Origin of the sequence: Kingella pumchi (assembly GCF_022288825.1) — a bacterium.
GTDB lineage: Bacteria > Pseudomonadota > Gammaproteobacteria > Burkholderiales > Neisseriaceae > Kingella_D > Kingella_D pumchi.
In genome coordinates this window covers 50,884-76,645 of sequence record NZ_JAKOOW010000037.1, presented here as the reverse complement: position 1 = coordinate 76,645, position 25,762 = coordinate 50,884, and the positions used below count along the sequence as shown (strand labels likewise).

Annotated in this window: 28 protein-coding genes; 17 read left to right on the top strand and 11 right to left on the bottom strand. The window is 58.6% G+C overall.

Translation table 11 applies throughout. The features are described from left to right. Positions 1-21: 21 nt before the first annotated feature. Genes MB824_RS10590 through MB824_RS10570 form a run of 5 tightly spaced genes read left to right on the top strand, consistent with a single transcriptional unit; the run spans position 22 to position 4,860 of the window. Complete coding sequence (locus MB824_RS10590) at positions 22-552, top strand: pilus assembly protein PilP (RefSeq protein WP_238748499.1); 531 nt, start codon at positions 22-24, stop codon at positions 550-552. A 36-nt stretch (positions 553-588) separates the two neighbouring features. Further along, entirely contained in the window at positions 589-2,655 is a 2,067-nt protein-coding gene (gene pilQ, locus MB824_RS10585; RefSeq protein ID WP_238748498.1) for a type IV pilus secretin PilQ, read from the top strand. 34 nt (positions 2,656-2,689) lie between these two features. Beyond that, complete coding sequence (locus MB824_RS10580; RefSeq protein ID WP_238748497.1) at positions 2,690-3,214, top strand: shikimate kinase; 525 nt, start codon at positions 2,690-2,692, stop codon at positions 3,212-3,214. A gap of 33 nt (positions 3,215-3,247) precedes the next feature. After that, positions 3,248-4,330, top strand: coding sequence for a 3-dehydroquinate synthase (gene aroB, locus MB824_RS10575; protein WP_238748496.1), 1,083 nt, complete (start codon positions 3,248-3,250; stop codon positions 4,328-4,330). Between the two features lie 38 nt (positions 4,331-4,368). Continuing rightward, a complete protein-coding gene (locus MB824_RS10570) occupies positions 4,369-4,860 on the top strand; it encodes a ProQ/FINO family protein (RefSeq protein WP_238748495.1) in 492 nt (163 codons plus the stop codon). A 72-nt stretch (positions 4,861-4,932) separates the two neighbouring features. Here MB824_RS10570 and aroA read toward each other — a convergent pair whose 3' ends face one another. Then, positions 4,933-6,219, bottom strand: coding sequence for a 3-phosphoshikimate 1-carboxyvinyltransferase (aroA, locus tag MB824_RS10565; protein WP_238748494.1), 1,287 nt, complete (start codon positions 6,217-6,219; stop codon positions 4,933-4,935). A gap of 157 nt (positions 6,220-6,376) precedes the next feature. Between aroA and MB824_RS10560 the strand changes: the two genes are divergently transcribed. The 5 genes from MB824_RS10560 (at position 6,377) to MB824_RS10540 (ending at position 10,117) form a co-directional block, all read left to right on the top strand. Then, complete coding sequence (locus tag MB824_RS10560) at positions 6,377-6,829, top strand: hypothetical protein (RefSeq protein ID WP_238748493.1); 453 nt, start codon at positions 6,377-6,379, stop codon at positions 6,827-6,829. A gap of 73 nt (positions 6,830-6,902) precedes the next feature. Beyond that, complete coding sequence (locus MB824_RS10555) at positions 6,903-7,775, top strand: hypothetical protein (RefSeq protein WP_238748491.1); 873 nt, start codon at positions 6,903-6,905, stop codon at positions 7,773-7,775. Between the two features lie 69 nt (positions 7,776-7,844). Next, on the top strand, positions 7,845-8,915 hold the full coding sequence (gene leuB, locus MB824_RS10550; protein WP_238748490.1) for a 3-isopropylmalate dehydrogenase: 1,071 nt from the start codon (positions 7,845-7,847) through the stop codon (positions 8,913-8,915). Positions 8,916-8,995: 80 nt separating this feature from the next. Beyond that, on the top strand, positions 8,996-9,418 hold the full coding sequence (locus tag MB824_RS10545) for a carboxypeptidase-like regulatory domain-containing protein (RefSeq protein ID WP_238748489.1): 423 nt from the start codon (positions 8,996-8,998) through the stop codon (positions 9,416-9,418). 99 nt (positions 9,419-9,517) lie between these two features. Continuing rightward, positions 9,518-10,117, top strand: a complete 600-nt coding sequence (locus MB824_RS10540) for a pilin (protein ID WP_238748488.1) — start codon at positions 9,518-9,520, stop codon at positions 10,115-10,117. 383 nt (positions 10,118-10,500) lie between these two features. Here the strand turns inward: MB824_RS10540 and MB824_RS10535 are convergent, their stop codons facing one another. The 3 genes from MB824_RS10535 to MB824_RS10525 form a co-directional block, all read right to left on the bottom strand. Beyond that, positions 10,501-10,863, bottom strand: coding sequence for an ester cyclase (locus MB824_RS10535; RefSeq protein WP_238748487.1), 363 nt, complete (start codon positions 10,861-10,863; stop codon positions 10,501-10,503). 9 nt (positions 10,864-10,872) lie between these two features. Continuing rightward, positions 10,873-11,475, bottom strand: coding sequence for an NADAR family protein (locus MB824_RS10530; RefSeq protein ID WP_238748486.1), 603 nt, complete (start codon positions 11,473-11,475; stop codon positions 10,873-10,875). Positions 11,476-11,570: 95 nt separating this feature from the next. After that, positions 11,571-11,918, bottom strand: coding sequence for a MerR family DNA-binding transcriptional regulator (locus tag MB824_RS10525; protein WP_238748485.1), 348 nt, complete (start codon positions 11,916-11,918; stop codon positions 11,571-11,573). Between the two features lie 165 nt (positions 11,919-12,083). Here MB824_RS10525 and MB824_RS10520 point away from each other — a divergent pair, with 165 nt between their 5' ends. Further along, on the top strand, positions 12,084-12,731 hold the full coding sequence (locus MB824_RS10520) for an RBBP9/YdeN family alpha/beta hydrolase (protein WP_238748484.1): 648 nt from the start codon (positions 12,084-12,086) through the stop codon (positions 12,729-12,731). 137 nt (positions 12,732-12,868) lie between these two features. Here MB824_RS10520 and purH read toward each other — a convergent pair whose 3' ends face one another. From purH to MB824_RS10495, 5 genes are all read right to left on the bottom strand, one after another. Continuing rightward, positions 12,869-14,452 (bottom strand): bifunctional phosphoribosylaminoimidazolecarboxamide formyltransferase/IMP cyclohydrolase, encoded by a 1,584-nt coding sequence (purH, locus tag MB824_RS10515; RefSeq protein WP_238748483.1) that lies wholly within the window; start codon positions 14,450-14,452, stop codon positions 12,869-12,871. Positions 14,453-14,535: 83 nt separating this feature from the next. Next, on the bottom strand, positions 14,536-15,414 hold the full coding sequence (locus tag MB824_RS10510) for a DMT family transporter (protein ID WP_238748482.1): 879 nt from the start codon (positions 15,412-15,414) through the stop codon (positions 14,536-14,538). 93 nt (positions 15,415-15,507) lie between these two features. Next, the gene (locus MB824_RS10505) at positions 15,508-15,759 is read right to left on the bottom strand and encodes a helix-turn-helix domain-containing protein (protein WP_238748481.1); all 252 of its coding nucleotides are present in this window, start codon (positions 15,757-15,759) and stop codon (positions 15,508-15,510) included. Between the two features lie 233 nt (positions 15,760-15,992). Further along, positions 15,993-16,937, bottom strand: coding sequence for a thioredoxin-disulfide reductase (gene trxB, locus MB824_RS10500; RefSeq protein WP_238748480.1), 945 nt, complete (start codon positions 16,935-16,937; stop codon positions 15,993-15,995). Positions 16,938-16,996: 59 nt separating this feature from the next. After that, the gene (locus MB824_RS10495; RefSeq protein ID WP_238748479.1) at positions 16,997-17,164 is read right to left on the bottom strand and encodes a hypothetical protein; all 168 of its coding nucleotides are present in this window, start codon (positions 17,162-17,164) and stop codon (positions 16,997-16,999) included. 85 nt (positions 17,165-17,249) lie between these two features. On the opposite strand from MB824_RS10495, the gene MB824_RS10490 reads away from it, so the two are divergent. Next, a complete protein-coding gene (locus MB824_RS10490) occupies positions 17,250-17,417 on the top strand; it encodes a hypothetical protein (RefSeq protein WP_407659236.1) in 168 nt (55 codons plus the stop codon). Positions 17,418-17,544: 127 nt separating this feature from the next. On the opposite strand, the gene MB824_RS10485 is transcribed toward MB824_RS10490, so the two are convergent. Next, on the bottom strand, positions 17,545-19,257 hold the full coding sequence (locus tag MB824_RS10485; RefSeq protein ID WP_328516372.1) for an AmpG family muropeptide MFS transporter: 1,713 nt from the start codon (positions 19,255-19,257) through the stop codon (positions 17,545-17,547). 270 nt (positions 19,258-19,527) lie between these two features. Then, positions 19,528-20,403: a UTP--glucose-1-phosphate uridylyltransferase GalU gene (galU, locus tag MB824_RS10480; RefSeq protein ID WP_238748477.1), complete on the bottom strand. Its 876-nt coding sequence runs from the start codon at positions 20,401-20,403 to the stop codon at positions 19,528-19,530. Positions 20,404-20,630: 227 nt separating this feature from the next. On the opposite strand from galU, the gene recJ reads away from it, so the two are divergent. From recJ to MB824_RS10455, 5 genes are all read left to right on the top strand, one after another. Then, positions 20,631-22,346 carry a single-stranded-DNA-specific exonuclease RecJ gene (recJ, locus tag MB824_RS10475; RefSeq protein WP_238748476.1) on the top strand — a complete coding sequence of 572 codons (1,716 nt, stop codon included), beginning with the start codon at positions 20,631-20,633 and terminating at the stop codon, positions 22,344-22,346. A gap of 86 nt (positions 22,347-22,432) precedes the next feature. Then, positions 22,433-23,665 (top strand): pseudouridine synthase, encoded by a 1,233-nt coding sequence (locus MB824_RS10470; RefSeq protein ID WP_238748475.1) that lies wholly within the window; start codon positions 22,433-22,435, stop codon positions 23,663-23,665. 44 nt (positions 23,666-23,709) lie between these two features. After that, positions 23,710-24,198 (top strand): transcriptional regulator, encoded by a 489-nt coding sequence (locus MB824_RS10465; RefSeq protein WP_238748474.1) that lies wholly within the window; start codon positions 23,710-23,712, stop codon positions 24,196-24,198. 69 nt (positions 24,199-24,267) lie between these two features. After that, the gene (locus MB824_RS10460) at positions 24,268-25,071 is read left to right on the top strand and encodes an alpha/beta hydrolase (RefSeq protein ID WP_238748473.1); all 804 of its coding nucleotides are present in this window, start codon (positions 24,268-24,270) and stop codon (positions 25,069-25,071) included. Positions 25,072-25,159: 88 nt separating this feature from the next. After that, a complete protein-coding gene (locus MB824_RS10455) occupies positions 25,160-25,651 on the top strand; it encodes a dihydrofolate reductase (protein ID WP_238748472.1) in 492 nt (163 codons plus the stop codon). Positions 25,652-25,762 lie beyond the last annotated feature (111 nt).

Sequence of the window (25,762 nt, the reverse complement as noted above, 5' to 3'; positions counted from 1 at the left end):
TCAAGTAAGATAGGAAACATAATGAAAGTCAGATTGTTATTGGCATCTTTGTTTATATTGTCTGCTTGTTCGGGTGAGCACGATGATTTAAATTCATGGATGCAGCAGACCAGACAAGAGGCAAAATCTAAAATTCGTCCTCCAGAGCCAGTTGCGCCAGTAGAGCGTGTTACATATTTCCCTCCGCAATTCTCTGGCCCGAATGCGTACTCTGTGCAGAGGATGAAGGCAGCTTACCAAAATAGTAATGCGCCAGATTTAAATCGACCTAAAGAGCTGCTTGAAAACTACAGCTTGGAAAACCTTAAGTATGTGGGGTCTATCGGCACTGCCAGATCATTGTCTGCTTTGATAGAAGTTGATGGGCATGTTTATACGGTAACCCCAGGTAAGCATCTCGGACAAAATTTTGGCAGAGTTTCTAGAATCACGCCTGATAAAATCGATATTGTCGAGGTCGTCGAGGATACATTTGGTAATTGGGTAAACCGTCCAGCTGAGTTACTGCTGAGTACGGGTGATGCACAAAGTAGTAACCAAGCTACCAAGTAAGAAGTTTAAATTTGATAAAGTTAGGGTTGAATAATTATGAAAACGAATGCAATTAAATTGTTGTCTGCTGCTGCTTTAGGAGTGATGTTCCAAGTATCAAATGCAGGTAATATTGTTGGTATCAATGCCTCTGTGCTGCCGAACCAGCAACGAGTCATTAAGGTTAAATTTGATAGCGGTGCTGTTGAGCCTACAGGATTTGTTACCAGTAACCCTTCTCGTATTGCGTTGGATTTCCCTGCTACAGGCATCCAATTGGCTCAGCCTTCACAATCGTTTAACGATACTTTCCTGCGCCAATTGGCTGCGGCTCAAGGAAACGGCAATGCTCGGGTTCTGCTTACTCTTTCACAAGACGGACAATATAATGCCCAAGTGAAAGGGAATGAAGTTTGGATTTATGTTAATGAGGCTCCCGTAACCAATACTGCAGTCAACAGAGCAGCTGCTCCTGCCCAGCAGTCTGAGCCGGTTTATACTGGTAACAGCTCTGCTGTAAATATTGACTTCAAAAAAGGAAGCAATAATTCTGGTATCGTGGAATATTCATCTGGATATCCCGGTCAGCCTAAAGTAAAGGTACAGAATGACCGCTTGGTTATTACTTTGAAAAATTATCCTTTGGCTGCTAAGGATCAAAGGACTTTTGATGTAACGGACTTTTCTACCCCGGTTCGTGATGTAAATGTTAAACGTCTGGGTAACGATACCCAGATTACTATCCGTAACCAGGGGAATTGGGAGCATAAGATTACCCAATCAAATGGTCGTAACGTGGTGCAGATTACTCCTGTGCGTAATGTTACTACCGCTCAGATTGGTCGAAAAGCTGCTAAATCCTATAAAGGTAAGCGTATTTCCCTTGACTTCCAAAATGTAGATGTACGTACTGTATTGCAAATTTTGGCAAAAGAGTCCGGTATGAATATCGTAGCCAGTGATACAGTTCAGGGTAAAATTACGCTGTCTTTGCGTGATGTACCTTGGGATCAGGCTTTGGATTTGGTTCTCGATGCGCGTAATTTGGGTAAAAGCCAGCATGGTAATATCATCAATGTGTTACCAAATGAAGAGATTGATAAGAAAACAGAAGATGCCTTGGCTGCACAGCAAAAATTGGAGAAATTGCGACCTTTAATCACTCAGAGTTTTCAGTTGAAATATAAAAATGTTGATGAGTTTAAGAAAATTCTGAAAATTGAAGATAATAACTCATCTACTAATACGCAAAATACAATTTTGAGCGAGAGAGGTAGTGCTCTACTTGATCCTTCAACCAATACTTTGATTATTACTGACAACCAGTTGGTAATTGAAAAGTTTCAACGTTTAATTGCGGAGTTGGATGTTCCTGCTAAGCAGGTTATGGTTGAGGCTCGTATCGTTGAAGCTGCCGATGGTGTATCTCGTGATTTGGGTGTTAAATTTGGTGTTAATGGCTCGCGTGGTCGTACCTCTTTCGGCTCTTCTTTGAGTGATACGATTGGTCAAGGTAGCGTTTTGGCTGGACCTAACGTGAACTTGCCGGCAACTGCCGCAGTGAATTCCATTGCTCTAGTTCGTGCATTCTCTTCAGGTGCGCTGGGCTTGGAAATTTCTGCTTTGGAAACTGAGAACCGCACTAAAGTGATTTCTAATCCGCGTGTTCTGACTCAAGACCGTAAAGAAGCTGAAATCAAACAAGGTTTCCAAATTCCTTATCAGACCAGAGATGGTAGCGGTGCTTATAAAACAGACTTTAAAGATGCCGTATTAAGTCTGAAAGTTACTCCGCGCATTACTCCGGACAGCAAAGTAATCTTGGATATTACAATTAACAAAGATGACATTGCTGCCAACTACACCAATATTGATGGTGAACCGGCTCTTTCTACCAAGCAGGTGAAAACCCAAGCCATGATTGAAGATGGCGGTACCTTGGTAGTAGGTGGTGTTTATCAGGAAACTTTTGCTAATACCGTAAGAAAAGTTCCGGTATTGGGTGACCTGCCGGTATTGGGTAATCTGTTCAAATCACGCGGTCGCAAGCATGAGCGTAACGAGCTGCTGTTCTTCATTACCCCGCGTATTATGGGTGGCGAAACCAGCGTATTGCGCTACTAAAAAAACTGACTGTAACCTTATTTGATAGGTTAAAATGCCTGCTATGGAAAACATAGCAGGCAATTTTTTTCTCATCGGATTGATGGGAGCAGGAAAGACCACTTTGGGTCGGCAATTGGCAGAGCAACTGGACTATACTTTTTATGACAGCGATGCCGTAATTTGCGAGCGCACCGGCGTTTCGATACCAACCATCTTCGAGCTTGAGGGAGAAGATGGTTTTCGTATGCGTGAAGCTGCAGTTATCCGAGATTTGTGTGCCTTATCCAAAATCGTTTTGGCTACTGGCGGTGGCAGTGTGCTAAGAGAAGAAAACCGGCAATGTTTAAAAAGGAATGGCACGGTAATCTATCTGCATACGCAGCCTGAAGTATTATTCGAGCGTGTCCGCTATGATAAAAACCGCCCTTTGCTGCAGGTGGAAAACCCCCTGGAAAAATTAAATGCCCTTTATGCGCAGCGTGATAGTTTGTACCGCGAAACGGCAGATTTTGTTATCGAAGCCGGACAGCGCAACCATGCGCAGGCACTGCAGCAAATAATGGAAGCCATCCGCTAAGTATTTTCCAGTTAGTTCTCTTTTTATATCACCATGAAAACCGTTGTTGTCGCTACATCATCACATTCTTATCCCATCCGCATTGCCAGGCGGATGATTCAAGATTCCGACATTATCCGTCCGCATCTTGGCAAGAAAGCAGCAATTGTTACCAATACCACGGTGGCTAAGCTGTATCTCAGAACCGTCGAAAATATGCTGGAGCAGGCGGGAGTTGAATTTTTTTCAATTATTTTGCCCGATGGCGAACAATACAAAAACCACCAGTCGCTCAACCAGATTTATGACGAACTGCTGGAGCATCATGCCGAACGCTCGACCACGCTGATTGCGCTGGGCGGCGGCGTGGTGGGTGATATTTCCGGTTTCGCCGCCGCCACCTACCAGCGCGGCATGCCCTTTATCCAGATTCCGACCACTTTGCTGAGCCAGGTCGATTCTTCGGTGGGCGGTAAAACGGCCATCAACCACCCCTTAGGCAAAAACATGATCGGCGCTTTTTACCAGCCGCAGCTGGTCATCGCCGATTTGGATGTGCTTGATACTTTACCGCCGCGCGAGTTTTCCGCCGGCATGGCAGAAGTGATCAAATACGCCTTATTGGGCGACGAGCAGTTTTTGGTGTGGCTGGAAGCCCATATGCCCGCTCTGATGCAGCGCGATAAAGAACTGCTGGCGCAGGCCGTTGCCCATTGCTGCCAGATGAAGGCCGACATTGTTGCCGAAGATGAAACCGAGCAGGGCAGGCGGGCGCTTTTGAATTTGGGGCACACTTTCGGCCATGCCATCGAAGCCGAGATGGGCTACGGCGTGTGGCTGCATGGCGAAGCCGTGGCTGCCGGTACCGTTGCCGCCTGCTGTTTGTCCGAGCGTTTAGGCAGCCTGAAAGCAGAAGATACCGAACGGGTGGCGGCCCTGTTCAGACTGGCCGGCCTACCCGACCGTCCGCCGGTATTCGCTTTCGAGCGCTGGCTCTCCCATATCCGCCACGACAAAAAAGTGCAAAACGGCCGCATGCGCTTTATCACGCTTGAGCGCCTGGGGCAGGCCGTTATTACCAATATCGACGACGAAGCCCTGCTGGAAAGCAGCCTGAAAGAATTTCTGCCGGCCTGATGCCGGCCAAACCCGCAAACCCGAACCAAGGAAGTACCATGAGCAACGAAACCGCATTGGGCAACGCTTTGAAAAGCGCCATGCAGTCCATGAGCAAAACCAAGCAGACCAAAATGATTGCCGACCATATCTACGGCAAATACGATGTTTTCAAGCGTTTCAAACCGCTGGCACTGGGCATCGAGCAAGAATTGCAGCAGGCCTTGCCGCAGTTTGATCCCGCCCTGATTGTCCGCGCCCTGTCCAACCACTGCCGCCGTCCCAAATACCTGCTGGCGGTGGCCAAAGGCGGCAAGCGCTTCAATTTGGCCAACCGCCCGCAGGGCGAAATCACGCCCGAAGAGCAGCAGCATGCGCTGACGCATCCCGGTATCCGCGAAAGTTTGGAAAAACAGCAGGAAAAACGCGAACAGCGCCGCCAGCAGCAGGCCGCAGGGCAGCCTGAAACTCAAGGGCAGCCTGAAAACGCCGCAGCCGTCGAAACCGCTCCCGCCGCGGAGAGCGCCCAAGCAGAGCAGGGCGCCGAATAAACGCAGGCAAGACGAAATGCAAAACAAACGGCCGCCGGAAGCAACCGGCGGCCGTTTTGTTTTTCAGGCAGCTTACAGGCTGTTGAACACGTCAAAATAGCCGGGAAAGGTTTTGTCGGTACATTTCGGATCGAGGATCCGCACCGGCACGCCGAGTAGGCTGACCAGCGAGAAGCACATGGCCATACGGTGGTCGTCGTAGGTGGCGATCAGCGCGTCGGCATTCAGCTTGGCCGGCGGCGTGATGCGGATAAAGTCCGCCCCTTCTTCCACCGTTGCGCCGAGTTTGCGCAATTCCGCCGCCATGGCGGCAATGCGGTCGGTTTCCTTCACCCGCCACGAAGCGATATTGCGCAGCGTGCTGCTGCCGTCGGCCGCCAGCGCCACCACCGCCAGCGTCATCGCCGCATCGGGAATATGGTTGGCATCGATATCGAAAGCCCGCACGGTCTGGCCTGCCGGACGCGACACTTCGATAAAGTCCTCGCCCCACCGCACTTGGGCGCCGATTTTTTCCAACTCAAGTGCAAAGGCCGCGTCGCCCTGAATCGAATTTTTGCCCACGCCGTTTACCCGCACCGCTTCGCCGCCGAGCAGGCCGGCGGCCAGGAAGTAGGATGCGCTCGAAGCGTCTCCTTCCACCTGCACCACCTGCGGCGCGCAGTAGCGGGCGGCGGCAGGCAGCCTGAAACGGCGGTAATCTTCGTTTGCCACCTGCACGCCGAATTTGGCCATCAGATTCAGCGTGATGTCGATATAGGGGCGGGAAATCAGCACGCCCTCCACTTCAATCTCAAACGCCTCGCCGGTCAGCGGCAGCGCCATCAAAAGCGCAGTCAGAAACTGGCTGGAGACGCTGCCTTTGATTTTCAGGCTGCGTTTGCCCTGATCCTGCCGCTCGCCAATCAAGAGCGGCGGATAGCCTTCCTTGCCCTGATAGTTGATTTGCGCACCGGCCGAGCGCAGGGCATCGACCAAATCGCCGATCGGCCGCTCGTGCATCCGCTCCACCCCGTGCAGGCGGTAGCGGCCGCCCAGCAGCGCCAAAACGGCGGTTAGCGGGCGAAAGGCGGTGCCCGCATTGCCGAGAAACAAATCCGCCTCGCGCACGGCAAAACGCCCGCCGCCGCCGTAAACTTTCAGGCTGCCTGAAGGCAGGGTTTCCAGTTTGACGCCCAAAGCCCGCAGCGCATCGAGCATGCGGTCGGTATCGTCGGACTTCAGCAGCGAGCGGATTTCGCAATCGTTGTCGCTCAGCGCCGCCAGCAGCAGGGTGCGGTTGCTGATGCTTTTCGAGCCAGGCATGGTAACGGCGGCCGCGCCGATGCGGCGGGCTTCAAGGCGGATGAAATCGGTCATGGCGATCGCTTTCTGCAAAAAGCGGCGATTATATAGCGAAGAGGCGTTTTGCGGCGTTTTGCGCGCTATCCAGGCCGCGGCATTCGTATATAATCCGCAGTAGCCGCTGCGCCGAGCAGGCGCGCCGTTTTCCCCGCACTACCACGAAAGACAAACGATGAAAAAACTGATTCTGACCGCCCTGCTGGCCGCTGCCGCCGCTTCCGCATCCGCCGCCGGCAACGACCGCATCAGCCGCTTGGAAGCCGAAATCCAAGAATTGAAACAGCGTATCAGCGTGCTGGAAAAACAGCAGGGCATTGCCGCCCCGCGCACTCCCGCCGCTGCCCCCGCTCCCGCCGCCGCACCGCAGCCGGTTTACCGGCAGCCTGAAAAAGCAGTCGAAGCCCCTGCCGCCCAAGCGCAAACGCCGCGCACTCCCGCCGCCGCGCCGGTGCTGAAACAAGGCAGCGGTTTGTTTGAATGCGGCGTGTATGTGCAGGGCCAGCGCTACGAAGCGCGCAATCGCAGCCAAGACGCCGCCCGCGCCGCCGCCAAATCCGCCTGCCGCGAAGAGCAGGGCAACAGCATCCTGTGTGCCGAGCGCAATATTCTCTGCACCGAGCTGTAATCGTTTTTCAGGCTGCTTTCAGGCAGCCTGAAAAAACTTCAGCAACCGTTTTACCTTGATGGAAAGGGCGATTATGTCTTTTTTCAACAAAATATTCGGCGGTAAAAAACCGATGGCGTGGCAGGATTTCGTCAGCCATTACGCCGACTACGCCGCCGGACAGCTGGGTCAGCCGGCCGATATCGACTGGGGCGACAGCATTGACAATACAGTTATGCGCCTTAGCGACGGCAACGGTGGCTCGCATGCCACTTATCTGGGCAATTTTTATGCGCTCTACTGCCAAAATCCGGACGATTTGGACGGCATCGTTGCCGGAACTTTTGCCAGCCTGCTGGAAGCGCGTGGCGCCGATGAATTGGAAGACGTGAGCGCCCATCTTTTTCCCGTGATCAAAAATACCGAATGGGTGGCGCAAAGCCGCGAGCAGATGCGGCAGGCCTATCCGGATGGCGATATCGAAAATGTTTTGGTTTTCATGCCGCTGGCCGGCGATCTGGTGCTCACTTACGTGCTGGATATGGATAACAGCATGCGCTATTTCACCCGCAACGATTTTGTAGACCAAGCGCTCGACCTTAACGACGTGCACGCGCTTGCCGAGCAGAATTTTCTTGCCTACGCCGGCGATAAAGTCGGTTTGAAAAGCTTTGACGGCAGCTCTTTGGTGCTGTTTTCGCTGGACGGCAACTACGAAGCCACGCTGCTGCTTTATCTGCGCGAACTGCTGGAGAGCGCCGGTTTGCCGTTTGCCGACGACTGCGCTTTTGCCGTGCCCACCCGCGATGCCGTTTTGGCCTGTGCCGCCGACGATGCCGCTGCGCTGGCGCTGATGCGCGAAGCGGCGGCAGAGATTGCCGAGCGCTCGCCCTATCGGGTGTCGCAATATTTTTACCGCAGGAAAGACGGCGAAATCACTCTGCTCGACGAAGTCCTGCCCCATTAAGCATTAAGGCAGCCTGAAACCCTTTCAGGCTGCCTGTTGTCTGTTTTCAACCAACCGAAGGAGAACCAAATGACCCACCAAATCGCCATCCTGCCCGGCGACGGCATCGGCCCCGAAATCACCGCCCAAGCCGTGCGCGTACTCGACAAGCTGATTGCCGGCGGCTTGGACGCCGCCTACCGATACGCCCCGCTCGGCGGCGCGGCCTACGACGAATACGGCCACCCCTATCCCGAGTTTACGCAAAAGCTGTGCCGCGCCGCCGATGCCGTGCTGCTCGGCGCCGTCGGCGGTCCGCAGTACGACACGCTCGATCGCCCCCTGCGCCCCGAGCGCGGCCTGCTGGCGATTCGCAAAGACCTGAATCTGTTTGCCAACCTGCGCCCTGCCGTGTTGTACAAAGAGCTGGCCGACGCTTCCACGCTCAAGCCCGAAGTGGTGGCCGGTTTGGACATCCTCATCGTGCGCGAGCTCACCGGCGACATTTATTTCGGCGAACCGCGCGGCATCCGCACGCTGGAAAACGGCGAGCGCGAAGGCTACAACACCATGAAATACAGCGAGAGCGAAATCCGCCGCATCGCCAAAATCGCCTTTGAAGCGGCGCAAAAACGCGGCAAAAAACTCTGCTCAGTCGATAAAGCCAATGTATTGGAAACCACTGAATTGTGGAAAGAAATTTTCAATGACGTTGCCAAAGATTATCCCGACGTAACGCTCACCCATATGTATGTGGACAACGCCGCCATGCAGCTGGTGCGCGCGCCCAAGCAGTTTGACGTGATTGCCACCGGCAACATCTTCGGCGACATTTTGAGCGACCAGGCCTCCATGCTCACCGGCTCCATCGGCATGCTGCCCTCGGCTTCGCTCAACGAAAGCGGTAAAGGCCTGTACGAGCCTTCGCACGGCTCCGCGCCCGACATCGCGGGGCAAGACAAAGCCAACCCGCTGGCGACCATTTTGTCGCTGGCCATGCTGCTGCGCTACAGCCTGAACGACGAAACCCGCGCCCGCCAAGTCGAAAACGCCGTGCAAAAAGTCTTGCAGCAGGGCATCCGCACCGCCGATATTTTTGAAGCAGGCTGCACGCTCGCTTCCTGCTCCGAAATGGGCGACGCGGTGCTTGCGGCGCTGTAACACTATTTCAGGCTGCCTGAAAAGCAAAAAACGGCTTTCAGGCAGCCTGAAAACCGTTTGAGACCGAAAGGAGCGCACAAATGACAAGCTGGCAACAGACCATCCTGGCCGCCGCCGTATCCGGCGCGGCCGCGCTGGCGGCTTCCTGCTCCGGCGGGACGGCCGGCTCGGAGCACTCGGGCGCAACGGCGGCATCGGCCGTCAGCAGCAGCCAAACGCCCCAAACCGCGCCGCAGGGCAGCACCTTGCTGGGGCGGGTGCTGGACGAAAACGGCGCCCCGCTTTCAGGCTGCCTGATCCGCATCGACGGCGACGATAAGGAATACGCCATCGTCAGCGGCGCAGACGGAACGTTCGATGCCGCCGTCCCGTCCGGGCGGCAAACCTTGATCGTGGCCTGCGACCCCAAGCGTTATGCGGAAAGCCGCACCGCCATCGACGTGCCGGCTGCCCGCACCTTTACGCAGGACTTTAGCGTCCGTCTGCACAGGCTGCCGCGTTAGGCAGGCAGCCTGAAAGCCCTGCCGTAAAGGCTTTAGCCTGGCAGCTGCGCCGTGCAGTTTTCCTGTTTCATACCCCCCAAACCTTATCGGAGTACCGCCATGCCCCGACAGCAAACCCCCGTTAAAACATGGATTATCGCCGTGCTGGCCGTTCTGGTTATCGGACAGGCGGGCTATTTCCTGTTTGTGCTGCCCGAACAAGAACGCTCGCACATCGCCGAAATCGAACAGCAGGTGCAGCAACAGAGCGCTGTGCCGCCGCTGGCGCGCGAAGCATCCGACCCGCCGCAGAGCAGCCAAAGTACCGCGTCTGCCGCCGTATCAGCGCCGGCACCGGCAGACGCGCAGGCAAGCGTGGAGCAGTTGCGCCAACAGCAGCAGCTGCGCGATGGCATCGGCTTTTCCCATGTGCTGCGCACCGAGATAGCGGTGTTTCTTGCCGAACACGGCCGCCTGCCTGCCGATATCGGCGAGCTGGCCATCGACGGCCTGACACCGCCGCCGGCAGTGGCCAAAGCCGAAATCAGTGCCGGTGGCCGCATCGTGCTGCATTTTGCCGCGGACGGGCTCAAAGGCAGCGTCAGCCTGATTCCCGATGTGGATGTTCCCAGCGGCGCTATCTTCGGCTGGAACTGCATCACGCCCGATTTCCCCTTTATCGCCAAAGCGGCGCCCGAGTGCCGCTATTTCCCCCGTTGAAACCAAACATCATCTCAGGCAAAGCAGCCTGAAAGTTGGTTTTACGGTTTTAGGCTGCTTTTTTGCCGATTTCCTTTTCAGGCTGCCTGCATTTGGTCGCGCACTTTCATCAGCGCGAAGCCCAGAAGGTTTAGGGTCTGTTTGCATTTGGTTTACGAAGCGAATTTTGCGCTGGAAAGCGACAGATGCAAGGCGCAAACCGCAGCAAGGTTGGACACCTTGCGAGGATTTGCAACGCGGCAGATGTCGCTTTCCAGCGCAAAAGCCGCCGTAACACTTTTAATCCACTATGGCGGTTGGTGCGCGCCCTGCGGACTGCTTTTGATGTTTGGAAGGCAGCCTGAACATGGTTTCAGGCTGCCTGAAACCCATCAGGCTTCGCTTTATGCGGCGTTGTTGTTCATCGTCCAGCAGTCGGTGATTTTGCCGTCTTGGATTTTCAGGAAATCCGTGCCGACTTTGACGGCAGTTTTGCCGCCGAGCGTGGCGGTAACGCGCCAATAGGCGGAAATCATGTCGCCGTCGCAAAATGGGCCGAGCACGAGTTCGTAATGCAAATCGGCTTTGGCGCGGATGGTGGCAATCCAAGCCTTCGCGCTGGCGATGTCGGTAACGGGCGCGGGCGGCGGGGTGGAGTCGGCGGTCAGGTGCGCTTTGAAATGGGGCGACAACAGTTCGTCGGCAATATCGAGATGGCCGTTCCACATCTGTGTCCATGCGGTGTAGATTTTGTGTACGTCGGTCATTTTTGTCTCCTAATAAAGAAAGTTTGGCAATATGGGTTTTGATGCCGGTGTGTTGCAGGCTGCCTGCATTTGGTCGCGCACTTTCATCAGCGCGAAGCCCAGCAGGTTTAAGCCTTGCCATTGCAACGGATTTTCGGCGTGCGGGTCGTCTTGCGCCAAGCCGATGCCCCAGATGCTGTCCACAGGGCTGGCTTCTACCAAGATGCGATTGCCTGTTTGCAACAAAAAGGCTTTTAGATCGGCGTGTTGGGAAAATTTGGCAAAATTGGCGCGGCAAACGATGTCAAAGCGGTGCGCGTTCCAAACTTCATCTTTAAAGCCGACAATTTGCCGCCCGAGTGCTTTGGCTTGCTTGGGGCTGCCTGCTTGCAGGATTTGGCGGCGGATACCGTCTGCGCCGAACAGGCGGGCTTTTTCCGCCATCATGTAGTGTTCGGCGGTGGCGTAGCGTTCGCCGTCTACTTCAAACGCGGCGGGATACCATTGGCTGAACACGGCTTTGTCGGCGATGCCTTGTTGCTTGGGGGTGTGCCCCCAGAAGAAGACGTATTTGAGCTTGGCTTTGCGCTTGAAGGCGGCTTGCAGGGCGGGGAGATCGTAGATGGGGGTCATGGTTGTTACTCGGGGGATTGGGTTTTGCTTTTGCAAAAACTGGCGAACGCGTTTTAGCTTCGCAACTTCACTTCGCTACAGGCTGCTTTTTGTGTTTACTGCCCGTTTCCTGCCGAGAGCAGTTCGGCCAACAGCCGTTCGGACTGCTGCAAATCGGCAATCTGCGCCGCCAGCTTCTCCCGCACGGCATGCAGGCGGCCGCGCAGTTCGGGGCAGAAGTCTTGCGGCTCGTCGCGCAGGCAGTCGCGCATTAGGGCAAGGTCTTTGAGCGGCACGCCTGCGCGGTTGAGCATGGCCGCTTTGCGCACAAAGGCCGCGTCTGCCGCATCGTATTCGCGGTAGCCCGCCGCCGTGCGCTGCGGCGCAATCACGCCCGCCGTTTCGTAAAAGCGCAGCATCCGCACGCTCACGCCGCTGCTTTGCGAAAAATCGCCGATTTTCATTTTTTGTTTTCCATATTTTGCTGTTCAAGGTGCCGGCGGATTTTGCGCCGCCCAATCTTTATGCCGCCATTGGCACCGGATAAGCCGAGTTGCAAGCGCCACCGCTCTTGACTCTGACAGCGTGTCAGCCTCTATGCTGGCATTTTTTTCCCACGGGGGCAAAACATGAACCGACGACAATTCTGCACCGCTGCGGCGGCAGGCGTACTGGCCGCTTGTGCGGGCACGGCAGGGCAGCCTGAAAAAACCGTTTACATTATCCACGGCTACGGCGCCACGCCCGAAAACCACTGGTTTCCGTGGCTGCACGCCCAATTAAGGAAACAGGGCATCTGCGCCGTTTCCGTGCCGCTGCCCGACAGCGAGGCGCCCGATTTTACGCGCTGGCAGCAGACGCTGGCGCAGTATGTCGGCCGGCCAGGCGCGCGCGATTTTTTCGTTGCCCACAGCCTGGGCACGGTTTCGCTGCTGCACTATCTGAGCGCCGCCAATCCGCCACGTATCGGCGGCTTGGTGCTGGTGTCCGCCTTTGGCGCGCCGATTCCGACGCTGCCTGAAATCAACGGTTTTGACGTCGATGCCTACGTTGCCCGCTGCCATATCGACTTTGCCGCTATCCGCCGCATGAGCCCGCATATCGAGCTGTTTACCGCCGACAACGACAGCATCGTGCCGCCCGACAACACCCGCCGCCTGGCCGCAGTGCTCGACGGCCGCCTGCACATTATCCCCAACGGCGGCCATTTTCTCGACCGCGAGGGCTTTAGCGAACTGCCGCCGGTGCTGCGGGCATTGGAACAAATGGCAGCCTGAAACTTTTGCCGCTGCCGGTTTTTCCATTCGCACCGATTTCAGCAGCCATGTTTTCAGGCTGCTTTCAGACGGCTGATTGCGTTTTCAGGCTGCCTTGTCGTTTAACAAGGCAGCCTGAAAGCCATTGGACGGGGCGTTTAATGGCGGAAATGGCGCACGCCGGTTACCACCATTGCCATGCCGTGTTCGTCGGCGGCGGTGAACACTTCTTCATCGCGCACCGAGCCTGCGGGGTGGATAACGGCTTTAATGCCCTGCGCGGCGATCACGTCCACGCCGTCGCGGAAGGGGAAGAAGGCGTCCGATGCCGCGCACGCGCCGTTTAAATCCAAGCCTGCGTCTTGCGCTTTGCGGGCGGCAATGCGGGTGGAATCCACGCGGCTCATCTGGCCGGCACCGATGCCGTAGGTTTGGCCGCCTTTGCCGAACACGATGGCGTTGGATTTCACATATTTGGCTACGTTCCACACGAAGAGCAAATCGTGCCATTCCTGCTCGGTGGGTTGGCGTTTGGACACGACTTTCAAATCTTCGCGGCGGATGCGGTGGATGTCGGGCGTTTGCACCAACAGGCCGCCGCCGACGCGCTTGAGCTCGAAGCGGTTGGCGCCGCTGTCAATCGGCACTTCCAGCACGCGCACGTTTTTCTTGGCGGCGGCGATTTCCAGCGCTTCGGCGGTGAACTTGGGCGCCATCAACACTTCCATAAACTGATTGTCGGTAATCTGTTTCACCGTTTCGCCATCGACTTCGCGGTTAAACGCGATGATGCCGCCGAATGCGCTGGTGGTGTCGGTGGCGTAGGCCAGGCGGTAGGCGGTCAGCGTGTTGTCGGCCACGGCCACGCCGCAGGGGTTGGCGTGTTTCACAATCACGCAGGCGGGCGCGTCAAAGGATTTGACGGCTTCCCACGCGGCATCGGCATCGGCGATGTTGTTGTAGGACAACTCTTTGCCTTGAAGCTGGGTGTAGTTCGACAGGCTGCCTGAAAACGGATAAACGTCGCGGTAGAACGCGGCGCGCTGGTGCGGGTTTTCGCCGTAGCGCATTTCCTGCACCTTAAGCCAGCTTTGGTTGAACTGCTGCGGAAACTCGCCGATTTCGGGCTCGCCTGCGAGTTTGTCGTCTGACAGCGAAGTCAGATAATTGGAAATCATGCCGTCGTATTGGGCGGTGTGGCTGAACGCTTTGCGGGCGAGGTTGAAACGGGTTTTGTCGCTGAGGCCGTCTGAATCTTTCAATTCGGCAATCACGGCGGCAAAGTCGGCGTTGTCGGTAACGATGGCGACGTGTTTCCAGTTTTTCGCCGCCGAGCGCACCATAGTGGGGCCGCCGATGTCGATGTTTTCAATCGCGTCTTCGAGCGTGCAGCCGGGTTTGGCGATGGTGGCGGCAAAGGGGTAGAGGTTTACCGCCACCAAATCGATGTTGCCGATGCCGTGTTCGGCCATTTTTGCAGTGTGTTCGGCCAAGTCGCGCCGTCCGAGAATGCCGCCGTGGATTTTCGGGTGCAGCGTTTTCACGCGGCCGTCGAGCATTTCGGGGAAGCCGGTGTAGTCGGCCACTTCGATAACGGGGATGCCCGCATCGGCCAAAAGCGCGGCGGTGCCGCCGGTGGAGAGGATTTCTACGCCCGCTTCGTGCAGGGCGCGGGCAAATTCGACTGCGCCGTTTTTGTCGGACAGACTAATCAGGGCGCGTTGGATTTTTGCGGTGGACATGGGTTTCCTTTGGGGTGGGGTTGGATTAAATCGGGTTAAATCAGGGTTTGGCAAAAGCAGCCTGAAAGCCGGTTTTATGGTTTTCAGGCTGCTTTGGTGCGTTTGCGTTTGGCCATTTCGGACAGCAGGATGGCGGCGGCGGTGGAAAGCATCACCAGCAGCACGCCGCTCCACGACAGGGCGGAAATCTGTTCGCCCAAGAGCAGCACCGCCAAAATCACGCCGAATACCGGCTCCAGCGGCAGCAGCAGGCCGGAGGTGTTGGCGGACACCTGCTTCATGCCGCGGTTCCACAGCAGGTAGGCAAACCAGCCGGCGCCGATGCCCAGATACAGCAGGGCGAGGGTGCCGCTGCCGCTCCAGCGGATGGCGTAGTCCTGCGCCAGCAGCAGGGTGAAGGGCAGGCACAGCAGGGCGGCGAGCGCCAGCGATACCGAGGTGTAGGCGGGTGCTCCGATGTCGTCGATCAGTTTGCGGGTGGGGCGCAGGGTGGCGCAGAACACCGCGCCGCCCAGCAGCACCAACAGGCAGCCGTACCAGGTGATGTCGCCGCCGCCTTCGCTGCCTCCGGCAATCATCAGGCCGACGCCGGCAAAGGCGAGCAGGCCGCACAGCCAGTGGTACCAGCGGGCGGGGTCGCGGAAAAAGAAGTGGCCGATAAAGGCGGTAATCAGCGGCTCAAGGCCGACAACGGTGATGGCGCTGGCGGCGGAAGTGTATTTGAGGCCGACAAACTGAAACATCAGCACGCCGATATAGTTGAGAAACGAGAGCAGAACCAGCGGCCGCCAGCTTTGGCGCGGGATGCGCCCCAGATAGCGGCGGCATACCGGCAGCACCACCAGCGCGGAAATGACCAGCCGCATCTGCACCATCATCACGGCATCCATCATGCCGTAGGTGTATTTGGCGGCGACAAAGGCGCTGCTCCAGATAAACAGGGCGGTGATTTGGTAGAACATGGGCGGCGGCGGGAAAAGGCGTTTCAGGCTGCCTGAAAACGCAGCGCCCGAAGCCGGAGGCGGCGCGGGCGGCGGACGGAACGGAAAACGGGATTAGGAAGACGGGGTGTCGAGAAAGCCGTGCAGGGCGAGTTTTTTGCGCAGGGTATTGCGGTTGAGCCCGAGCACCTGTGCGGCCTTGCTCTGGTTGCCTTTGCACTGCGCCATCACGTAGGCGATCATCGGTTTTTCCACGCGCATAAGCACCATATCGTACACGCCGCCGGCTTCGGCGCCGTGCAGGTCGCGGAAATACTGGGCGAGGTTTTTCTCGATGCACTCGCCGATGTCGGGAACTTTTTGCATTGTCAAACTGTGTTGGGTTTTGTTAAGGCCGTATTCTAGCCTGTTTCCGCCGTCCGTGCATCTCTTAGCGCCGGTTTGTGCCGCCGATAGCGCATCTTGGGCACGCGGCTTGCCGCGATTGCCGGCGTTTTGCGCCTTGCCGTGCGGCCAATCAGATCTTGCGCAACAGCTTCTTCGGGCGCAAAAACAGGCAGCCTGAAAGGTTTTCAGGCTGCCTGCGGGGGCAAACACCATCAGTTTTGGCTGTCGAGCCAGCGTTCGGCATCCAGGGCGGCCTGGCAGCCGGAAGCGGCGCTGGTGATCGCCTGACGGTAGGTGTGGTCTTTGACGTCGCCCGCCGCCCATACGCCTTCGATATTGGTGGCGCCGACGTTGTCGCCGCTGCCGCCGCGGGTTTTCAGATAGCCCGCTTCGTCCATTTCGAGCTGGCCTTTGAAAATATCGGTGTTCGGCTGGTGGCCGATGGCGATAAACACGCCTTTGACGGCAATTTCTTCGCTGCCGTCCGCCCCTTTGAGGCGCACGCCGCACACGCCGGCATCGTCGGCCAGGATGTCGTCGATCTGGGCGTTCAGTTTCAGGCTGATTTTGCCTTCGGCCACCCGTTTCATCAGTTTATCGACCATGATTTTCTCGGCGCGGAAGCTGTCGCGGCGGTGGATCAGGGTAACGTGGGCGGCGATATTGGCCAGATACAGCGCTTCTTCCACCGCGCTGTTGCCGCCGCCGACCACGGCGACGTCTTGGCCTTTGTAGAAAAAGCCGTCGCAGGTGGCGCAGGCCGATACGCCGCGGCCGGCCAGCGCTTCTTCGGCAGGCAGGCCGAGATATTTGGCCGAAGCGCCGGTGGCGACAATCAGCGCATCGCAGCTGTATTCGCCGGCATCGCCTTTCAGCACGAAGGGGCGCTGCTGCAGATTAACGCTGTGGATGTGGTCGTAAATCATCTCGGTGCCGAAGCGCTCAGCGTGGGCGAGAAAGCGCGCCATCAGATCCGGCCCCTGCACGCCGTCGGCATCGGCCGGCCAGTTGTCCACTTCGGTGGTGTTCATCAGCTGGCCGCCGTGCGCCAGGCCGGTAATCAGCGCGGGCTGCAGATTGGCGCGGGCGGCGTAAACGGCGGCGGTATAACCGGCAGGGCCGGAACCGAGAATAATCAGGCGGTGGTGCTGGGTCATGAACGCTCCTTAAATCGGGGAAAAACGGCGGCATTGTAAACAAGAATTCCCCCAGTTTATCAACAAAAGTGCTTACCCAATAAAATATAAATAAAAAATTTAAAACTCTCGCTCTTATATTCCTGCTGCGCCTGCACCATCACTTCCCAGCGCAAAGCCGGATCGGCAAGCGGCAGTAATGGCTGGTCTAATCCGCGTAAAGCGCTGCGGCACAGTTCCAAATTCATCTCCAACACTCTTATAAGTGTCGGGCATAAGTAACAAAAAAGGTGCTAAGAATCTCTGTAAGCCTATTTCAGCCTGAAACGGAACATGGGTAATCTGTTTGTGTTTGAGGAACATCCCGAGTTAGACATCCCAAACACCACCAATCTGCTTGACGGCGTATTTGCCGGATTAAAGCGGTATTTGGAGTGCCATCACGGCCTGAGTAAGGCTAACAAGATAAAGTTTATTCAGGATTATTTTTCTGAAAAATAAATTTTCAGCAGTAAATTTGTTACTTATACCGGGATTCGGGTTTCGCTTTATTGGCGTGCAAACTTTCAGGCTGCCTGAAAATCCGCAAAACGCAGTTTTCAGGCAGCCTGAAAGCAGATCGGGCGCATCACTCCGGCTGCGACTGCCCCACCGCCAGCCGTTTTTGCGCCAGCCAGATCAGCAGCAGCACCGGCAGGCCGATGGCGGCGGTAAAGGTGAAAAAGTAGCCGTAGCCGACCTTCTCGACGATGGTGCCCGAATAGCCGCCCAGCGTTTTGGGCAGCAGGGTCATCAGCGAGGAAAACAGCGCGTACTGCACGGCGGTGAAGCGGATATTGGTCAGCGCCGAGAGAAAGGCAACGAATACCGTAGAAGCCAGCCCCGCCGCCAGATTGTCGAAGCCGACCACCGCATACAGCAGCGGCAGGCCGTGGCCGGAGTTGGCCAGCAGCACAAACAACAGATTGGTCAGCGAGGCGAGCACCGCGCCGAACATCATCATTTTCATCACTGCAAAACGCTGCGCCATCACGCCGCCGAGCAGGCCGCCGGCAATCGACATCACCACGCCGAAAGTTTTGACCGCGTTGGCGATATCGTCTTTGGAATAGCCCAAATTGCTGTAAAACACATTGGAAATCGCGCCGGCGACGATATCGGAAATGCGGTACAGCCCGATCAGCGCCAAGAGCAGCAGCGCGTTTTTGCCGTAGCGGCGGAAAAAGTCGGTCAAGGGTTCGATCCAAGTGGCGGCCACCGCCTGCGCCGGCACCGCGCCCAGCGCCACCAGCAGGCGGCCGGCAAGGGCGGCGGCGGCCAGCGCGGCGCCCAAGCGCAGGCATTCCCAGCCCAAGAGCGCGAGCGGCGAGAAATCCTTGCCGGCAGCGCCGACGGCGCGGAACACCATCACAAACAGCGACACGCAGATGGCAAACATCAGCAGCAGGCGCAGTTTGTCATCAGTATTGCCGCCGCGGCCGCGTTTGGCGCTAACGGCCATCACGATCGCCGCCGCTGCCGCCGCGCCGGCAATAGCGGCTTCGTGGCGGCCGGCAAAGCTCAGAGCGGTGCTCAGGGCGAAATAAACGGCGGCTGCCGCGGCGCAGGCGGCGGCAAAGGCCGCGGCGGCGCGGCGGGTAAGCTGCGTTTCGGCAGCGCTGCCCGCGGCGGCGGTTTGATTGACCGCCGGCTCGCGCATCCACAGCGTGGTGGCGATGCCCACCAGCGACAGCGCCGCCATCAGCCAGTAAGACTGTTGCCAAGCGCCGTAGAGATAGTGTTCTTTGGTCGAACCGAGATAAGAAGCGAGTTTCAGGCTGCCGGCGCCCGAGCAGATCATGCCGATGCGGTAGCCGACGGTGTAGGTGGCGGACATCGCCGACTGCATGGCGGCATCGCCCGGCGCCATTTCGATGCGGCAGGCGTCGATGGCGATGTCTTGGGTGGCGGAAGAGAAGCCCAGCAGCACCGCGCCGGCGGCCATCGCGCCCAATGCGCCGCCGGCGGGGTCGGACGCGGCCATCAGCAGCATCGCCGCCACCAGCAGCAGCTGGCTGGCCAACAGCCAGGCTCGGCGGCGGCCGAGCAGTTTCGACAGCAGCGGCAGCGGCAGCGTGTCCACCAGCGGCGCCCAGATGAATTTGAAGGAATAGCCCAGCCCCGCCCAGCTGAACATGGTTACGGTCTTTAATTCGACCCCCGCTTCCGACAGCCACAGCGACAGCGTGGAGAAAATCAGCATAATCGGCAGCCCGGCGGAAAAGCCCAACAGCAGCATGGTCAGCGTGCGTTTGTCGGCATAGGGCGAGGGCGGGGCGGCTTGGGTTCGGGTTTGGGTCATGGCGTGGGCGTGTGGATGCGTGGTCTGGGCAAGGCAGCCTGAAAAGGGCGGGGCGGGGTTCAGGCTGCCTGAAAAATGTGACGGCGGCAGCGGTTGGCGTCGGGGCATACCGTGCGCCGTTTGTACGGTTCGGACGTATTTTGGTGCGCGGTGCGCACCCTACGGCGTTTCAGGCTGCCTGAAAATATCTTGCGGTGGCAAGGGGTTATAGGGTGCGCACTGCGCACCGTTTGCCTGTTTGGGCTTGGTTTGGCGCGGCGGGCGGCGTTTTCAGGCTGCCGCGTAACGTCGGATCAGTTCTTTAAAGGCGGCGCCGGTTTCGGGGTGCTTGAGACCGAAAGCCAGCGTGGCTTCGAGATAGCCGATTTTGCTGCCGCAGTCGTAGCGCGTGCCGTCAAAAGCGTGCGCCAGTACCGGTTCGTATTCCAAGAGTTTGGCGATGCCGTCGGTGAGCTGGATTTCGCCGCCGGCGCCGCGGCCGACGGTGTGCAGCAGTTCGAAAATCCGCGGCGTGAGAATGTAGCGGCCGACCACCGCCAGATTCGACGGTGCTTCTTCGGGCTTTGGTTTTTCCACAATGCTGGCGATGCGCTGCCAAGACTGCCAGGGCGTGGTTTCGATAATGCCGTAGGACGCGGTTTGCGCCGGATCGACGGTCTCCACCCCCAGCACGCTGCTGCCGGTTTGCTCATAAATTTCGATCATCTGGCTCAAGGCGCCGCGCGGCGCGTCGATTAAGTCGTCGGCCAGCACCACGGCAAAGGGCTCGCTGCCCACCGCCGCCTGCGCGCACAGCACCGCGTGTCCCAGCCCCAGCGCTTCGGCCTGGCGGATATACATGCAGGTGATGCCCGCCGGCAGAATGCTCTGCACCTGGTCGAGCAGCTTTTCCTTGTGGCGCAGCTGCAGCTCGGTTTCCAATTCGTAGGCTTTGTCGAAATGGTCTTCAATGCTGCGCTTGCTGCGGCCGGTTACGAAAACGATTTCGGTGCAGCCGGCGGCCACCGCTTCTTCCACCGCATACTGAATCAGCGGCTTATCGACGATGGGCAGCATTTCTTTCGGGCTGGCTTTGGTGGCGGGCAGAAAGCGCGTGCCCATGCCGGCAACGGGAAAAACGGCTTTGCGGATTTTCGGATGGCTCATGGCGGATCTTTCGGTAAAAAAAGTGCTGGGGCAAAACGGCGCGGATTATAGCCCAAAAGCCCGCGCCGGCGGCCGGCGGCGTGTTCGGGCTGCCGGCTTTATTTTGCCGCCGCCCTTTCTGATGCGGGCACTTACAGGATAAAATGGCGACCGATTCCGTTTTTCCGATTTTCGCGCTTTCAGGCTGCCTTTTTACAGGCAGCCTGAAAGCCGCATCAGCCCCGAATATGCCTGTCAGCAAAGCCATCCAAACCCGTCCCGTCAATCCCGAACTGCTGCGCCGCCTGGAAGCGGCCGGCGCCGATCCGCTGCTGGCGCGGCTGTTTGCCGCCCGCCCGATCAGCGGCGAGCATGAACTCGAAGACCGCCTAAGCAGCCTGATTCCCTTTGCCGAATTGACCAACTGCACCGCCGCCGCCCGCCGCCTGGCCGACGCGGTGGAAAACGGCGAGCGCATCCTGATTGCCGCCGACTACGACGCCGACGGCGCCACCGCCTGCACGGTCGGCATCAAAGGCTTGCAGGCACTGGGCGCGCGCACCGATTTTATCGTTCCCAACCGCTTTACCGACGGCTACGGCCTGACGCCGGCGCTGGCCGAGCAGGCAGCAGGGCGCGGCGCGCAGCTGCTCTTGACCGTTGATAACGGCATCGCCAGCGTCGCCGGCGTGGCGCGCGCCAAAGAGCTGGGATTGGACGTGATCGTTACCGACCACCACCTGCCCGGCGACGAGCTGCCTGACTGCCTGATCGTCAATCCCAACCAGCCCGGCTGCACCTTTCCCAGCAAGAATCTGGCCGGCGTCGGCGTGATGTTTTACGTGCTGATGGCCTTGCGCGCCGAATTGCGCGAGCGCGGCCGTTTCGCCCCGCAAGGCAGCCTGAAAGAGCCGAATCTGGGCGAACTTTTAGATCTGGTGGCGCTGGGCACGGTGGCCGACGTGGTGCCGCTGGACCATAACAACCGCATCATGGTGTCGCAGGGGCTCAAGCGCATCCGCAGCGGCCTGATGAGCCACGGCGTGCGCGCGCTGTTTGAAGTTGCCCGCCGCGATCCGGCCAAAGCCCAGCCTTTCGATATGGGCTTTGCGCTGGCGCCGCGCATCAATGCCGCCGGCCGGCTCGACGATATGTCGGTCGGCATCGCCTGCCTGCTGGCCGGCAGCCTGGAAGAAGCGCAGGAAATCGCCGGCGAACTCAACAGCCTGAACCAGGTGCGCCAGGAAATCGAGCAGGGCATGCTGGAAAACGCGCTCGCCGCCTGCCCCGACACCCTGCCGCCCGAGCAAACCACGCTGGCGGTGTACCGCGAAGACTTCCATCAGGGCGTGGTCGGTATTGTTGCCAGCCGCCTGAAAGAGCGCTTCTACCGCCCCGCCATCGTGTTTGCCCCCGCCGACAACGGCGAATTGCGCGGCTCCGGCCGCTCGATTCCCGGCATGCACCTGCGCGACATTCTCGATGCCGTGTCCAAGCGCCATCCCGGGCTGATCATCAAATTCGGCGGCCACGCCATGGCCGCCGGCCTGAGCATTGCCGAGGCCGACTTCGCGCGCTTTCAGGCGGCCTTTGAAGAAGCCGCCGCCGCCGTGGTCGAAGCCGAAACGCTGGCGCAAACCTTTATCACCGACGGCAGCCTGAAAGCCGCCGACATCACGCTCGAGCATGCGCGCACGCTGTCGCTGCAGGTGTGGGGGCAGGGCTTTCCGCCGCCGAGTTTCAGCGACGAATTCGAAGTGCTGCGCCAGCAGAGCATGGGCAGCGAAGGCCGCCACCTGAAAGCCTGGCTGCAAAAAGAAGGCCGCAGCTTCGAGGCGATGTTCTGGCGCTGCAGCGAGCGCCTGCCGCCGAAAATCCGCACCGTTTACCGTCCCACGGTAAACGAATGGCGCGGCAATACCGAGCTGCAGCTTTACGTTGATTATTGGGAAGAGGCAGCCTGAAAACTGCCCCGCCCGCCACCCCCTGCCGTTGCCAAACCGCAGAAGAACCGCCCGCCGCCCGGCGCGGGGCGCGTTAGGAGAACGATATGCCGAAGAAAAAAACCAGCAAACGCCAATGGCGCGACGGCGCTGCCGCCGCCCCTGCCAAAACCCCGCGCGGCGGCCGCAGGCAGCCTGAAAGCCGCCGTGCCGGTGCCGACGAATGGAGCAGCCGCCCCGTTTCAGGGCAGCCTGAAAAAGGCCGCCTCACCAGCGGCAGGACAGGCCGGCAGCCTGAAAACGAATGGGGCAGCCGTGCCGAGCGCCGGCAGCCTGAAAACACCCGCCGCCAGTCTGCCGCGGCCGACAACACGCGCCGCGGCAAAGGTGCCGGCGCGGATGCCGGCAACCGCTTTTCCGACCGCGATGCGGGGCAGCCTGAAAGCCGCCGCGACAGCCGCGCGCCCAAACAGCGCGCCGCCAAGGCGAAAAAACTCATCGTGCGCAATCCCAACCAGAAAATCATGGAGCGCGCGCGCGAACTCAAAGAGCGGCGCAGCGATTTGTCGCGCATCGAGCCCGAGCGCCTGCAAAAAGTGCTGGCCGCTTCGGGCGTCGGCTCGCGCCGCGAAATGGAAGAATGGATCGCCGCCGGCCTGGTGCAGGTAAACGGCAAAACCGCCGGCTTGGGCGACAAAGTTACGCCCGACGATCAGGTAACGGTAAAAGGCAGCGTGATCAAGCTCAAATGGGCGGATCGTCTGCCGCGCATCATTCTGTATTACAAGCAGGAAGGCGAAATCGTCTCGCGCGACGACCCGCAAGGGCGCGTGAGCATTTTCGACCGCCTGCCGCAGGCCGCCAGCAGCCGCTGGGTGGCCATCGGCCGGCTGGACATCAACACCAGCGGTCTCTTGATTCTCACCACTTCGGGCGAGCTGGTGCAGCGTTTCGCCCACCCGAGTTTTGAAGTCGAGCGCGAATACGCTGTGCGCGTGCTCGGCGAAATGACTGCCGAACAAATGCGCCAACTCACCGAAGAAGGCGTGATGCTGGAAGACGGTTTGGCGAAAGTCGAGCGCATTTTCGAGCAGGGCGGCGAGGGAGCGAACAAGTGGTACAGCGTGGTGATCAAAGAAGGCCGCAACCGCGAAGTGCGCCGCATTTTCGAGCACTTCGGGCTCACCGTCAGCCGTCTGGTGCGCGTCGGCTTCGGCCCGATCGGCCTGCCCAACCGCCTAAAACGCGGCCAGTTTTACGAACTCAACCCCGCCGAAGTGGCGAACATCGTCAAATGGGCGGACATGGGTCTGCCGGGCGAGCGCCGGCGCCGCAAATAAGCAGCCTGAATATTGCCAACCCGTATCCGTTTTAAGGAGAAACCATGAAAACCGCAAACCGCATGAAAACCATTCTGCTTGCCGCATCGCTGCTGCTGGCGGGCGCCGTTTATGCCGAGGGCAATCCGCACCGCGCCAGCTACGGCACTTGGCAGGGCAAGGGAGTCGATAAATTCGTTATCGGCAAACACGGCTTTGAAGAATTCGCCAAGGTCAAAGCCAGCTGCCGCAATAAACAGCAGGGCTATGTCCACGAAGCGAGTTGGATCAGCGGCAAACAGCTGGCCAAAGACATCCGCGACAGCATCAATGCGGACGATGGTCTCAGCACGCCGCAGGAGAACAAACAATACGCCCAATCGTTGCAAAAATCGCTGAAGCTGATCCAGCCGCAGAAAAAATACCTGCGTATCGTTGTTGCCTTAAGCTGCGCCGACGGCGCCACTTCGTTTGTCCAGCTCAGCCCCAACGAAGGGCTGCACAGCCTAAGTGCGCCCGACGAGTATTTCACCCCCGTGCGCCGCGTGAAGTAAACCCCGTTTTTCAGGCTGCCTGCCACGCTGCGGGTAGCCTGAAAACCTTTGTTTGAAGCAGCCTGAAAGATGATCAGCATTAAAAAACTGCTCACCATTTTGGCTACGCTGGCCGTGGTGTTTGTCCTGCTGCCGCTGGCGGCGCTGTATTTCGCGCAGGAGCGGCTGTTGTTCCGCCCCGCAGTCTTGGCGCAAAACTACGCTTTCCGCTTTGCGCGGCCGTTTGAAGAAATCCGCCTGCCGGCTGCCGACGGCACCGTTTTGCACGGCCTGCATTTTGCCGCCGACGCGCCCGCCAAAGGCCGGCTGCTGTTTTTCCACGGCAACGCCGGCGCGCTCGACAGCTGGGGCGAAGTGGCCGAGCGTTTTGCCGCGCTGGGTTACGAGAGCTATGTGTTCGACTACCGCGGCTACGGCAAAAGCGGCGGGCAGATTGACAACCAAGACCAGCTCTATGCCGATGCCGAGCGCATGGCCGAATATGTGCGCGCGCAGGGCGAAGGGCGTTTGGTGGTGGTCGGCTTCTCGCTTGGCAGCGGGCTGGCCGCCCGCACCGCGCAGCAGTATCGGGCCGACAGCCTGCTGCTGGCCGCGCCTTATGAGGGTTTGGCGGTTTTGCAGCAGGAAAAAGTGCCTTTCGTGCCGCCGTTTTTAATCAAATACCGCATTCCGTCCGCCGAATTTCTGCGCGCCGCTGCCCACACCCGAATCACCCTGGTTCACGGCCGCCAAGACACCCTGATTCCGGTGGAACACAGCCGCCGTCTGGCCGCGCTGCTGAAACAGGGCGACGCCGCCTTTGAAACCGACGCCGGCCACAACACCCTGCTGGCCGACCCGCTGTTTTGGCGCGTGGCCGCCGAGCGCCTGTAGGCAGCCTGAAAGCCGGCCAACCCGTTTCAGGCTGTTTTCAGGCTGCCTGAACAGCGCCGCCGTCCCCCCAATACTTGGAAAACCCGCTATGCAAACCATTACCCTGATTGCCGCCGTCGGCGAAAACGGCTGCATCGGCATCGGCAACGCCATGCCCTGGCACCTGCCCGAAGACTTCGCCTTTTTCAAACAATACACCCTTGGCAAACCGGTGCTGATGGGGCGCAAAACCTGGGAGAGCCTGCCGCGCCGGCCGCTGCCCGGGCGGCGCAATATCGTGGTTTCGCGCCAGAACGGCTATCAGGCCGACGGCGCCGAAGTGCTGCCATCGCTCGAGGCCGCGCTGGCCGCCTGCGCCGGCGAGCGCGAAATCATCGTTATGGGCGGCGCCGAAATCTACCGGCAGGCGCTGGACAAAGCCACCGACCTGCGCCTGACCGAAGTGCGCCTGGCACCGGCGGGTGATGCCTTTTTCCCGTCGTTCGAGCGCAGCCTGTGGCACGAAGAGAGCCGCAGCAGCCAACAGTCCGCCGACGGCACCGCTTTTGATTTTGTCCACTACCGCCGCAACGGCATTTGAGCGCGGGCAAAACGGCAGCAAGGCAGCCTGAAAAGCCTTTTTTGTCCTTAAAAAGCAGCCTGAAAGCCGGTTTGTATGGTTTTCAGGCTGCCTTTTCTATGCCGTTTGCCG